The sequence below is a fragment of the Clostridium collagenovorans DSM 3089 genome, assembly GCF_900130005.1.
GTDB lineage: Bacteria > Bacillota > Clostridia > Clostridiales > Clostridiaceae > Clostridium_D > Clostridium_D collagenovorans.
Genome location: NZ_FQXP01000003.1, coordinates 415197 through 428395, shown reverse-complemented (window position 1 = coordinate 428395; position 13199 = coordinate 415197). Strand labels below are relative to the sequence as shown.

Annotated in this window: 17 protein-coding genes; 2 read left to right on the top strand and 15 right to left on the bottom strand. The window is 26.3% G+C overall.

The window, feature by feature from the left end; genetic code table 11:
• Nucleotides 1–9: 9 nt before the first annotated feature.
• From spoIIIAD to dapF, 15 genes are all read right to left on the bottom strand, one after another.
• Nucleotides 10–393, bottom strand: a complete 384-nt coding sequence (gene spoIIIAD, locus BUA48_RS02075) for a stage III sporulation protein AD (RefSeq protein ID WP_072829575.1) — start codon at nt 391–393, stop codon at nt 10–12.
• A 9-nt stretch (nt 394–402) separates the two neighbouring features.
• Nucleotides 403–600, bottom strand: coding sequence for a stage III sporulation protein AC (gene spoIIIAC, locus BUA48_RS02070; RefSeq protein ID WP_072829573.1), 198 nt, complete (start codon nt 598–600; stop codon nt 403–405).
• Nucleotides 601–647: 47 nt separating this feature from the next.
• Nucleotides 648–1169, bottom strand: a complete 522-nt coding sequence (gene spoIIIAB / locus BUA48_RS02065) for a stage III sporulation protein SpoIIIAB (RefSeq protein ID WP_084666007.1) — start codon at nt 1167–1169, stop codon at nt 648–650.
• Entirely contained in the window at nt 1166–2086 is a 921-nt protein-coding gene (spoIIIAA, locus tag BUA48_RS02060) for a stage III sporulation protein AA (RefSeq protein ID WP_072830537.1), read from the bottom strand. The genes spoIIIAB and spoIIIAA overlap by 4 nt, the downstream gene beginning before the upstream one ends.
• 241 nt (nt 2087–2327) lie before the next feature.
• A complete protein-coding gene (efp, locus tag BUA48_RS02055; RefSeq protein WP_072829571.1) occupies nt 2328–2885 on the bottom strand; it encodes an elongation factor P in 558 nt (185 codons plus the stop codon).
• 319 nt (nt 2886–3204) lie between these two features.
• Nucleotides 3205–3606, bottom strand: coding sequence for a hypothetical protein (locus BUA48_RS02050; RefSeq protein WP_072829569.1), 402 nt, complete (start codon nt 3604–3606; stop codon nt 3205–3207).
• Between the two features lies 1 nt (nt 3607).
• On the bottom strand, nt 3608–4057 hold the full coding sequence (locus BUA48_RS02045; protein ID WP_072829567.1) for a hypothetical protein: 450 nt from the start codon (nt 4055–4057) through the stop codon (nt 3608–3610).
• Between the two features lie 3 nt (nt 4058–4060).
• Nucleotides 4061–4759, bottom strand: a complete 699-nt coding sequence (locus tag BUA48_RS02040; protein WP_072829565.1) for a hypothetical protein — start codon at nt 4757–4759, stop codon at nt 4061–4063.
• Nucleotides 4760–5206: a hypothetical protein gene (locus BUA48_RS02035; protein ID WP_072829563.1), complete on the bottom strand. Its 447-nt coding sequence runs from the start codon at nt 5204–5206 to the stop codon at nt 4760–4762.
• The gene (locus tag BUA48_RS02030) at nt 5182–5625 is read right to left on the bottom strand and encodes a prepilin-type N-terminal cleavage/methylation domain-containing protein (protein ID WP_072829561.1); all 444 of its coding nucleotides are present in this window, start codon (nt 5623–5625) and stop codon (nt 5182–5184) included. Before BUA48_RS02030 ends, BUA48_RS02035 begins: the two co-directional genes overlap by 25 nt.
• Nucleotides 5622–6062 (bottom strand): PulJ/GspJ family protein, encoded by a 441-nt coding sequence (locus BUA48_RS02025; RefSeq protein ID WP_072829559.1) that lies wholly within the window; start codon nt 6060–6062, stop codon nt 5622–5624. The genes BUA48_RS02030 and BUA48_RS02025 overlap by 4 nt, the downstream gene beginning before the upstream one ends.
• 18 nt (nt 6063–6080) lie before the next feature.
• Entirely contained in the window at nt 6081–6506 is a 426-nt protein-coding gene (locus BUA48_RS02020; protein ID WP_072829557.1) for a type II secretion system protein, read from the bottom strand.
• A 9-nt stretch (nt 6507–6515) separates the two neighbouring features.
• Nucleotides 6516–7703 carry a type II secretion system F family protein gene (locus BUA48_RS02015; protein ID WP_072829555.1) on the bottom strand — a complete coding sequence of 396 codons (1188 nt, stop codon included), beginning with the start codon at nt 7701–7703 and terminating at the stop codon, nt 6516–6518.
• Between the two features lie 10 nt (nt 7704–7713).
• Nucleotides 7714–9243 carry a GspE/PulE family protein gene (locus tag BUA48_RS02010; protein ID WP_072829553.1) on the bottom strand — a complete coding sequence of 510 codons (1530 nt, stop codon included), beginning with the start codon at nt 9241–9243 and terminating at the stop codon, nt 7714–7716.
• 285 nt (nt 9244–9528) lie between these two features.
• Nucleotides 9529–10353, bottom strand: a complete 825-nt coding sequence (dapF, locus tag BUA48_RS02005) for a diaminopimelate epimerase (RefSeq protein ID WP_072829551.1) — start codon at nt 10351–10353, stop codon at nt 9529–9531.
• Between the two features lie 213 nt (nt 10354–10566).
• Between dapF and BUA48_RS02000 the strand changes: the two genes are divergently transcribed.
• A complete protein-coding gene (locus BUA48_RS02000) occupies nt 10567–12279 on the top strand; it encodes an Rqc2 family fibronectin-binding protein (protein WP_072829549.1) in 1713 nt (570 codons plus the stop codon).
• Nucleotides 12280–12363: 84 nt separating this feature from the next.
• Nucleotides 12364–13155, top strand: a complete 792-nt coding sequence (locus BUA48_RS01995) for a hypothetical protein (RefSeq protein ID WP_072829548.1) — start codon at nt 12364–12366, stop codon at nt 13153–13155.
• The last annotated feature ends 44 nt before the right edge of the window (nt 13156–13199 follow it).

Below are 13199 nucleotides of genomic sequence, written 5' to 3'. Positions count from 1 at the left end.
CTACCCTCCCTATAATATCTTTAAGATGCTATCTAAAACAGCAATTATTATAGGTATACTTAAGGCTAATATTAATATTTTCCCTGAAAACTCTACCTTAGATGCTAATGCGCCTTCACCAGCATCCTTACATAGCTCTGCCGAAAATGATGTTAAGTATGAAATACCTAAAATTTTAAAAATTATGTTTAAATAATATACATCAATATGGGCCTTATTAGCTATGGTTTGCAAGAAGCTCATTATAACTGTAAGCTTTGGCAGCATAAATAAAAATATTAATATACCAGCAACCAAACTTATTTGTATAGAAATATCTTTTCTCGTATCTTTAAATAGTAAGGATAAAAATAATGCTATAAAAGCAAAGGCTATAACCTTGAATATTTCCATATCCTTCACCTAAAAAGTAAATATGGTTTTTACTGTTGTGAATAATTTACCTATTAGATTTATAACCATCATTAAAATAATTATTACCCCTACTAAATTAGTCATTGCAGCATATTCACCCTTTCCTGAGCTGGTTAATAGTTTATCTAATACCAACACTAAAATCCCCACTGCCGCAATCTTAAAGATAAGTCCTATATCTAACATATACATCTCCTCCTTTTACTTGTTTAAAATTTTCACTTATTTATGTTTTAAATCATCATAATTACAATAATAGCTCCAAAAGAAAATCCTAAGTATTTATATAACTTCTTATTTTTCTCACTTTTTTCTTCTGCATCTTTTATATGCTTTTTTAATGTATTATTACTTAACTCAAATATATTGCTTTGCGAATCCCTATCTAAATCACCTAGATTTTTACTTAGAGATAAAAGAATATCATAATCCTCTTGACATAAATAAAGTTCACCTCTATTTTCCTCTATTACTTCATTAAACGCTTCATAAACCGTATCAACTTTATTAAGTTTCAATATATTTGCTATACGCTGAAATATTTCTCCAATTTCATTTTTAGTTTTTATTGCTATGTTCTCAAAAGCTGTTGGTAAGGGAGAATACAAATACATTACCTCAGATTGTAGATTAAGAACTAAGAGCTCTAATTCTTTTAATTGCTGTACATGTTTCTCTAACCCTTCTGAATATCTATAACCCCATAGTGTAGTACCGAGAATCACTAAACAAGAACCTAATATTTTTAATATCATATATTTACCTCCAATCTTCTTTTTAAATCAAAGTCATAAATATATTCAATTGTTCCTATCCCTCTTTTATTACTAAGCACTATTGCCCTTTTAAAAACCTTATTTTCTATAGCATCATTAAAAACTTTTCTATTTATAAAATCCTCTATGGAATTACCATGAATGGTGGTAATAACTTTAACTCCACAATTAAGCGCCATAATTATACTAGCTATATCCTCTGAAGTTCCTATTTCATCAGCCACTATAACTTCTGGTGCCATGCTTCTTATAGCCATTATTATGCCTAAATGTTTAGGACAGTTATCAAAAATATCCGTTCTTAATCCTACTTCTAATTGTGGCATTCCTTTATAACAAGCCGCTATTTCACTTCTCTCATCTATTACAGAAACTTTTTTTCCCGAAATATTAAGTTCCCTAATTCCTAAGGATAAATTACGCACTATATCCCTCAAAATAGTTGTTTTACCGCATTTAGGAGGGGATATTATTATAGTGTTTTGAATTTCTTTATCCTTACAAATATATTTCAAAACCTTATTACTACATCCAATAATTTCTCTACAAATTCTAATGTTAATAGAAGCTATATCCTTAATAGTCTTAATTGAATTGTTTTCAGTTACACAGCTCCCACAAATCCCTATTCTATGTCCACCCTCTATAGTTATGTATCCTTGTCTTATTTCTTGTTCAAAAGCATAAATTGAATATCCGCTCATTCTTTGCATAATAGATTTTAAATCTTCACTTTTAACCCTGTAATTTGTTAATACCTCTTTACTTCCCAAATAAAATATTAGTGGTTTATCTGCTCTTATTCGTATTTCTTGTAGCTTATCCTTACTGTCTAATTTTTCATACTCATACCTTATACTCTTTGGGAGTATATCTAAGACACTATTTAAATTAATCACTTTATCACTCCTTTGTAAAAATCTATATTAAAACTTATTACAGGAATGATAGAATTATTACTTTTTTATTGATTTTTTTATTTAAAACTTGGAAATTTATTTTTATTTGATTTGAACTTCTATGGAATTCTTACTTTATTTATTATGTTAAAGGATTTGATTTTTAGGTATGCACTTACTTATCCAAAATAAAAAGGCTGATGATAAATTATCATCAACCTTTTTAAAGAAAGAAATATTAGATTCTTTCCATATATTCACCAGTTCTAGTGTCTATTCTTATAGTGTCACCTTCGTTAACAAACATAGGTACTTGAACAACTGCACCTGTTTCAACTGTACATGGTTTCATAGCATTTGTTGCTGTGTTACCTTTTACTGATGGTTCACATTCAGTGATTAATAATTCAACAAAGTTTGGAGCTTCTACTGAGAAAGCTTCTCCTTTGAAGAATTTGATTACTGCAAACATGTTTTCTTTTAAGAACTTTATAGCGTTTTCTACTTTATCGTAGTTTAGTGGAATTTGCTCATAAGTTTCTTGATCCATGAAGTAGTATAATTCACCATCATTGTATAAATACTGCATTTCTTTTCTTTCAACAACAGCTTCTTGAAGTTTAGTTGTTGGGTTGTATGTTTTTTCTATAACAGCACCACTTATTACGTTTCTTATTTTAGTTCTAACGAAAGCTGCACCTTTACCTGGTTTTACATGTAAGAAATCAACAACTGTAAAAACTTGTCCATCCTCTTCAAAAGTTGTTCCTTTTCTTAATTCTCCTGCTGATATCATTCAGTATCCCTCCAAAACCTTTTTCTTATATTGTAATATAAATTACATATCGATTTTTAATTTAAAATAATATTTTTAGTCATAAAAACCCATTTATGATTTTACTATAAAAAACTGTTAATTACAAACATAATTTTTATAATGTAATAATAAATGATATTTAATTCTACTTACATTTCTATACATAGTATAAATAAAATTTTTAAATTTATACAATTAAAGATTAAAGTAATAGCTTTTTTGTATTACTTTTAGCTCTAACATTAATATTTTATCAAAAATCCTCAGTATTTGTAAACCTTTATTTATTATAAAGACCTTAAATGCTCTTTACTTTTATATTAAAATTAACAATAACTTCATCTTTATTTTTACTGAAGTTTATATTTTCTAAGGAATCTATATTAGAATAATTCTTAAGTTCATCCATAGTTTTATAAAAATCATTTATGTTACCCTTATAACTTAACTCAACAATTGTATTCATACTATCATCACAGCTTACATTTCCAACTTTCAAACCAGTTACAGAGGATAAATAGTTTAATAAATCACTGTGCTCTTCTTTATTATTCCACGCTTCCACAACATTTTTATCATTTTCATAGCTAATATTCAAAGTATTTCTTTCCTTCTCTACCTTTGATATATTAAAAGTAATTGTACATAAAAGAATACTTAATACTATTAAAGAAGTTATTACTATTCTCTTTTCCTTCATTTTAATATTTCAGCTCCATTTCTAAATTATAATTATTTTCTTTTTCTCCTAATGTGAATCTTTTTACTTTTAACTTGTTTGTTTCTTTTATTTTCTCAAGTATATCTTTACCAGCATTTAAATTATTATTTTTCAAATTTAAACTTATTGCATCTTCTCCTAAAAACTTAATTTCATAGCTCTTTTCACTTATAGATAAGTTTTCAATTTCCTTTATTGCGTTTAACTTTTGTTCAATTTTCTCTTTTCTACTTCTTGCATTATCAAGAGTATTTCTATAACTTTGTACTTCAGTTTTTATATTAAGCAATTTCTCCTTACATTCTAATAACTCCATAAAGCTAAAAATCACTACAATACCATAAAACACAATTAATATACTTAATGCTTTCATATTGTTTCTAGATTTCTCTTTTATATACCAATATGGCATAAACTCTCCATATCTCATTATTTACACTTCCTCTAACTTTAATACTTCATTTTCAAAACTTTTTAATTTTTGAATCTCACTTATAGCTATATTATTAAAGCCTTTTCCTTTTTTTAGATATATATAACTTATGCTTTCTTCACAATCATAATTTTGAAATAAATATTCTTTAAAATAGTTCATGTCACATTTCAAAACTTCATTTTCTCGAAGTTCCCCCTTATGTATTCTCATATAATATGAATAATCTCCATAGGTAAAGGCACATCTATATTCCTCTATTTTCTTTAGTCCTTTAACTTTTTTCTGTAATAGTTTAAGTATAAAGAACTGAATACAAACTATAGAATTTATTTTATTTTTGTTTTTATATAAACTCTTAAGTTCTCTCACTAATTCATTATTAATACAATTCACTAATACTCTTATACTTTTTTTATCCTTATGTACTATTTTATAAGTGAAAAGTATATTATCTTTACTATTAAGTTCATATTTTAGTTCCGTATCTATGGTCTTATGTAAGTTACTTTTTAATCTTTTATCAAAGATCATTTCTTTGCTTAAAATCCCTTCCCCCTGAATTAAAATATATATATTGCTTTTCTTTACTGAAAATATATTATGATGATTTTTTTCATAAGTATTATTTTTACCTTTTGAATATATATCTAAATTATCATTATATAAATTAAAATATATTGATTCATTTTTCAACATTTACATTCTCCTACTTTGGAAATTCCAATTCTTTATTTTATAGTTTATATTGTTCTCAATTTTTTCAATTGAATAAGTATAATTTACCAAACTATTCTCATCATATTTAACTATAATCCCTATATCATTGCCTACTATGCATATATAATTTTCATCATCTAATTTCAAAGTATCTTTATTATTATTTACTATATCTATTAGTTTTTCATTGTTTAAATCTGATTCTATACTTATGAAGTCATTTAGCTTGCTTAATAATAGCTCTATATTAGTTTCATATGTTTTGTTTTCACATACCCTTTTTTCATGTAACATTGTATATTCATATGCTTTTACTTCTCTCATTAAACTATTAAATGCAAGGAAGCAACAAAATAGCCCAATTACATATACATATAAAACTATATATCCCTTTTTTCTTTTTATATATTTTTCAAAATAATACATTCTTTTATTTCCTCTCCACTTAATAATTTAATATACATATAAACCATAGCCCCATTTATATCTGTATCAAATTCATCTACATTGTTTACAATTCTAGATTTAACTCTAGTATTCAGATCCTTCACATATAAAACATTATTCTCCATAAAAATCTGCTTTTTATTTATTCTTCCCCCAATTAATCGAGATGTATAGGATATCTTCTTATCTTGAACTACTACGCTATCTGGAATAGAAGCTATTTCCTGATTTATATACAATGTAGCTTCTCTTAAAGAGTAATCATTTATAGTATTACTATTAGAAAAGTATCCTTTCATTGAGTTTAAAAGTAATTCCATACATATACATATGATTATAGAAATAATCCCTAGTGCTATCATTTGTTCCATTATGGTAAATCCCTTATTCTTTCTCATCTATTTATTCCCTTATAAAAACTATATTGACTCTTAAGATCCTCTCTGTTTAAAATCGTAACTTTACAATTTATAAGTTCACCCTCTTTATATATGTTTAATTCAGCGTAAGGATATGATGAAGGTTTTTCATCTGTAAAAATCTCAAATATATTTGCTTTTAATAAACTTTTAAGTTCAATTTTTTCTTTGCTTGCATATACAGTCTTATTTTGAAAGTTCCTCATAAGCTCCTCACTAGAAACTTCATTAATTACCTTTTCTTTTAAGCACTTTACAATAGAGATTCTTTCCTTTGCAAAATTAGTTTTGATTTTTATACTTTTATTAGCACTCTCCATAGTAAATATAGCACTCATAAATATACTTAAAATTCCCAAGGCCACAAGAACTTCTATTAATGTGTTACCACTTGTAATTAACTTTTTTCTTTTCATTCTTTCTCCTTAATATACCTAATCAATAATTTCTATAAACCCTGTTACAGGCTTGATAGATATGGATTTTGACTTTCCACTTTTATTTTTTATCATAACATGGCCAGCTTCTACATATCCCATATCAAAAATCTTTATAATTGAAGGGGTATAATTATAAAACTTATATCCTGACTTTAAATTGTATACTTTATCTTCTTTGTTATTTACTATTGAAGTTAATTTATCTTCTTCAATAAAAATTTCTGCATAACTATGCTCATACATAACTTTAGCCTTAGTTAAATAAATAACCTCACTTACATCTCGTATAACTTCATTAAATTCTAATTCTTCTTTTTTATGATTAAATTTATTTACATTTATATATCCTATGCTGAAAATAATGCTCATCAATGCCATTACTACTAAAACTTCAATTAAAGTAAAACCTGTCTTTTTCATAACTTTTCCTTATATAGAATTCATCATATCCATCATAGGATATAATACACTTATTATAATAAATACTGTAATTACAGCTAAAAACAATATAAAACATGGTTGCAAGATATCAATTGTCCTTTCTATTGTTTTTTCTAATTTTTCCTTTAGTCTTTTTTCTACCATAGTGAAACCTTTATCTACTTCTCCTGTTTCTTCACCGACTCTTATCATAGCCAAAGAACCTGTATCAAAAATTTCTGCTTTACTTAAACTTTCAGTTATCCCCTTACCATTTCTAATATTCATTGTTGCACTTATCATCTTTTCTTTTATTACAGTATTCTCTATGCATCTAGTAATTAGCTCCATGGTATTTATAATATCTGTACCTGTTTGTGTAAGTACCTTTAAAGATGTTATTATATTAAAATTAGAATTAAGCATAACTATTTTCCCAATTACAGGAGATTTTAATAAGGTTCTACTTAAATCTGTACTCTTTATTTTCCTTACTATAAAGTAGATAACTAATATTATTAAAAGAATTAAAAGAACTATATTCTCATTTATAAATTGATTTATTTTCATAATACTCTCTAACATACTTGAAGGTTTGCCACCTATATTATTTATTGTATTAACAAATGTTGGTATTGAAAAATTTAATATAAGAAGGGTAACCATTAAAGCTGCACTCATAACTATTAAAGGATACCTTAAGCTCTTTTTTATTTTTTCATTCATAACATGAAGGTTTTCATAGTAAGTACTTATGTACATAAAAATGCTATCTATATTTCCACTTCTCTCTCCTATTAATAATAAACTTAAGAAAAACCTTGGAAATATATTACTATGTTTAGAAAAAGATTCATGTATGGCCTTTCCTTGAAATATATCTTGTAAAATAATATTAAAGCTTTCTTTTATTAAAGACTTCTCTATATCATCCTTCAATATAGATAGAGTCTTATTTATACTTAATCCAGCCTTAAGCATACTCCCTACACTATAAGAAATATCACTTAGTTCTTTATATGTAACCTTTTTCTCCCTTTTAAAAAATTCTTCTCTATTTGCTTTTTTTAATGCTATAACCTTATAGTTACTTCTTCGAAAATCTAGATATAATTCTTCTATATCATTACATTCGGAAGTTGTTATTCCTTTAAGAATCTCTCCCTTATCATCTATTACCTTATACTTGAATTTCATTTAATACACCTTAACTTTTATATATGGATAATTCATCTTTATCAATATATCCTCTCTCATATAAATTCATTGCATTATCTTCAATAGTTGAAAAACCACATAGTTTTAAATGATTTCTTAAGTCGCTTGTTTCACTACATTTTTCTATAAAATCCTTATTTTCTTTGTTAAACTCTAAAAACTCATATAAAACTTTTCTTCCTTTATAACCCGTATCATTACATAAGCTACATCTATCTAAACCGTCCTTTTTATCTTTACATGAACATTTAATCTTAGCCAATCTTTGAGCTATAATTAATTCAATACTTTCAAGTACCATGTACTTAGGTATGTTCATATTATATAGCCTACTTAAGGAACTAACAGCATCTCTTGTATGTAAGGTAGATAATACTAAATGCCCTGTTATAGCTGCTCTAAAAGCTATATCTGCTGTTTCCTCATCTCTTATTTCCCCAATCATAATAACGTCTGGGTCTTGTCTTAACACACTTCTTAAAATTTGTGGGAATCCTAATCCAGATTTAAGATTTATTTGAATTTGTGAAATTCCCTCTATTTTATATTCCACAGGATCTTCAATAGTCACTACATTAAGTTTTTCTTTATCCATTTCATTTATTAAACTATACAAAGTTGTAGACTTTCCTGAGCCTGTAGGACCTGTAACTAAAATTATCCCACCCTGTCTTTTTATACATTGCTTTAATTTTTTATTATGCTCTTCTTGAAAACCTAAAGAATCGATATTTAACATATCGCTTTTAGCTAAAATTCTTATAACTACTTTTTCTCCACTTACGCAGGGTATTGAAGATACTCTTAAATCTAAAACTCTTTCTTTAAAATGAAAACTTATTTTTCCGTCTTGAGGTAATAATTTTTGAGATATGTCCATGTTAGCCTGAACCTTTAACCTACTAATAAGAGAATTGCCAATATCTATGTTTATTTTAGTTTTTGTGATTAATATTCCATTTATTCTTTCCCTGACTCTATACATATTATTTATAGGTTCTATATGTATATCACTAGCACCATTTAAGATTGCTCTTTCTAAAATGTCATTGCTATATTCCACCATAGGCATAGTTTTTTCTATATTAAGTTCTGATTCATTTTCAATATTATTATTCTTAACTTCCTCACTATCCTCAATATAAACCTCATGTAATGCCTTTAAAACCTCCTTCTCTTCACTTAAAAAGAATGTAACGTTATCCTTTAAGAAAAACTTAACTTCTTCTTTTAAAGACTTATTTAAAGGATCCTTCATTGCCACATAATATCCTTTTTCATCACGTTTAAATGCAATCAAATTATTTTTCAATGAAAATTCCTTTGATAACTTTAAGGCTTCCTTCTTCACAATACTTTCTTGGCTTAAATTTAAAATCTCAATATTAAATCTTTGATGCAATATTAAGGACAAAGTATTTCTTATATTTTCCTTCTGTGAGAAAGCTAAACTTTGTATTTTATCAATGTTATAGCTTTCTTCTTTTACTTCTTTACATAAAGCTTCTATCTCATTCATTTAACCACCTCACATTTAGTACAAACTCATCATATATATTCTAATAAACAATCTTCATTGTATTAGAGGTACCATTCATTGTAGAATAAATACAACCACTATTAGAAATGCTGGATATTAATTAGAACTTATATATTAATTTTTTTAATCTAAGTTATCTGAAATTATTTCCATATATTTGAATATTATTCAGCTACACTTATTTTTTTATAACTTTTTCAAAATTAAAGAGGTTATGAATTTCTTCATAACCTCTTTAATCAAATTTCTTACTCTATAATATAATTAAATTTCTATTGTTCCTTCAAAGACTATATTACATGGACCTATCATATACACTTCATTTTCATTAACTTCTACCATCATTTTACCACCTGGAACTTCTACGGTAACTTTATTATTAGTTAATCCTAATTTTGATGTTACAACTGCACATGCACAACTTCCTGTTCCACAGGCTAAGGTAGCTCCTGCACCTCTTTCCCAAGTCTTAACTTTTATATATTCATTATTTATAACTTCACAAAAGTTTACATTAGTTCCCTTTGGAAAATACTCACTTTTTTCTATAAAAGCTCCTTCATTTATATCAATATCCTTAAGAGCTCCTAATACTACAGTATGTGGAACTCCCATTAATAAAGATGTAACCCTATATTCCTTATTGCCTGCCACAATAGTTTTATTTATAAATTCCTCTTCTCCAACTAAAGGTATATTTTTAGGATTAAAACTTTCTTTTCCCATATTTATTTTTACATTTTCAACCTTATCATTTTCTAGCTCAAGATAAGCTTTTTTTATGCCATCACCAGTTTTTATAGTTATAGGATTACACATACAGATTTTCTTTTCATACACATATTTTGCAAAGCATCTTATGCCATTTCCACACATAGCTGCATAAGATCCATCTGCATTATATATAATCATTTCACAATCTGCTTCTTCAGAGTTTTCAACAAATAAGACTCCATCTCCACCTATACCGAAGCGTCTTGAGCATAATTTTCTAGTTATTAAGCTGTAGTCTTTTATTATATTTTCTCTATTATCAATAACAACAAAGTCATTGCCTAATCCTTCAATCTTTAAAAAATCAAGTATCATATAAGTCAACTCCCCCATGGTATTTAAATATTACATATAAATTCTTATTTATAGTATATTCATCTTAACTATGATAATATTATAATAGTTATCTTATAGAATTACTAACCAATTTTTATATTTATAATAAATTTATCTTATAAATATATAATTTTAATGATAATTAGTAATTATATAAAATATATGTATAACGTAAATGAAAGGATGATTTTTATGGCTTTAGATGGAATATTTTTGCATAGTTTATGCTTAGAATTGCAAAATACTATAGTAGGTTGCCGAATAGATAAAATAAACCAAAGTGAGAAAGATGAAGTAATCTTAACTTATAATAAAAATAGAAAAAATCACAAACTCTTAATTTCTGCCTCTGCTAACTGTGCAAGAATAAATCATACAAGTATACCAAAAGAAAATCCACTTACTCCACCTATATTCTGTATGGTTATGAGAAAGTATTTAAGTAGTTCTAGAGTTTTATCTGTATCACAGCTTAATAGTGATAGAGTTTTGTTAATTGACTTTGAAAGTACTGATGAGCTTGGCTTTGATAGCATATATACTCTTGTTATTGAAATCATGGGTAGACATAGTAATATAAGTTTAATACGAAAAAGAGATAATATAGTTATGGATAGTATAAAACACATAACAGGAGATATGAATAGCTATAGAAGCTTATATCCAGGTGTAAGTTTTATTTATCCTCCTGAATCAAATAAGTTAAATCCATTAGATTTTACCAAAAATGATTTAGAAAACTTTATCTCAGAAAAGAATATAAGTTTCAGTGAAAATTTCTTTTCAAGTGTTTTTACTGGTATAAGCAAAGGACTTTCTAAAAACTTATATGATAATTTCAAAGAGAGCCTTGAAAATAAGGATTTATTTTTCAGTAATCTTCTTAATTACTTTACTTCAATCAAAACTGGTAAGTTTACCTTCAACTCTTATATGGAAAATAATAAATTATTAGATTTTCACTGTGTTGAATTATCTTCTTTGAGTTCTGCAAAAAAGGTTTCTTACGATTCTGCTTCAGAACTAATAGAAAACTTTTATTATGAAAAGGATAGAAGTGATAGACTTAATGCTAAAACAATTGATTTACACAAAATGCTTAAAAACAATTTAGATCGTTGTGATAAAAAAATTAAAATTTTAAAATCAACCTTAAAGGACTGTGAAGAAAAGGATGTCTTTCAGCTTAAGGGTGAATTATTAACTTCTAATATATATAGCTTAAAAAAAGGTATGAAAGAGGTAACTCTTGTCAATTATTATAGTGAGACCGGAGAATCTATAACTATAAAATTAGATGAAAATAAAACTCCTTCAGAAAACGTTCAAAGTTATTATAAGAAATATAATAAATTAAAAAAATCTGAAGAAATGAGTAAAATACAGCTTGAAAACACCTATGCAGAAATAAGCTATTTAGAATCTGTTTTAAACAATATACAAAACATAGAAAGTAGCTTAGATTTACAAGAGTTAAAGAAAGAATTAATGGAAGAGGGTTACTTAAAATTTAAGAACAGCAAAAATAAGAAAGAAAAGAAGTCTAAACCTTTACAATTTACTTCAAAGGATGGTTTAGATATTTACGTAGGTAAAAACAATATTCAAAATGATTATTTAACTCTTAAATTTGCTAAGAAAAACGATATATGGTTACACACTAAAAATATACCTGGATCTCATGTAATTATATGTACACAAGGAGAACCAGTATCTGATAGTACTTTAGAGGAAGCTGCTAATTTAGCTGCTTACTTTAGTAAAGGTAAAAATTCCACTAAGGTTGCAGTAGATTATACTCCAGTTAAAAATGTCAAAAAACCAAATGGAGCTAAAGCTGGTATGGTTATTTATTCTACAAACCAAACTATATATATAGATCCTAAAGATCCTAAAGATTTTTAGTTTCTCTTAAGCTTTTCCTACTATAGGATTACATTTATTTTTTTGATATACTAATATTATTTCATTAAAATTAGGAGGAAAATTATGAAGAAAAATTTATTTACTATAAGTTTATGCTTAATATTTTCCTTGCTTCTACTTACAGGTTGTGGCAAAACTGAACAATCTGTTTTAGGATCATGGAACTTAATAAGCGCATATGGAGATACTAAAGATTCACCAAAATCAACATATGATTTTAATGATAAAGGTGAAGTAATAATTAATGGTGAAAAGGGTACTTATACATCATCACCTGATAATAGTTCCCTAACTATAGAAATAAACGGTGAAAAGAGGGATTTGCAGTTTTTTGTACAAAAGGAAACCTTATTTGTAAATTATAAGACTGGTGATAAAGTAACTGGAACTAGTATATTTGTAGATGCGGACACTAAAGTAGAAAATAAACAATATGCTTCTAAAGATGTTATTGAACACCTTGCTAATAATTTATATAACTTAGAATATAAACTATATACTAAGAACTTAGAAATTTTCTCTGAAGATAGATTAGTAGATGAATTTGTACTTAGAAATGCTTATTTATTTAAAGACCAATTAATAAGTGAAGAAAATGCTAAAACCATGTTTGATTTTACAAAGAGCTTAGTTTCTACTATAAAAGATGCAAATGGGTCTCTTAAAGTAAAAAAAGTTATAATTGATAATGAAGAGGGTCTTGGTGAAAATAAAGTAAAAGTAAATTACACTATTGAAGCCGAGTTAAAAAATCTAAATAAAGAAAAGAAAAGCTTTAAAAACTCCATTATACTAACTAAACTTGGAGATAAGGACTTTAAAATCAATAAAATTGAATCTTTAAACTTACAATAACAGTAAAAAAGAGATTTTCTTTTAGAAAATCTCTTTTTATTTAT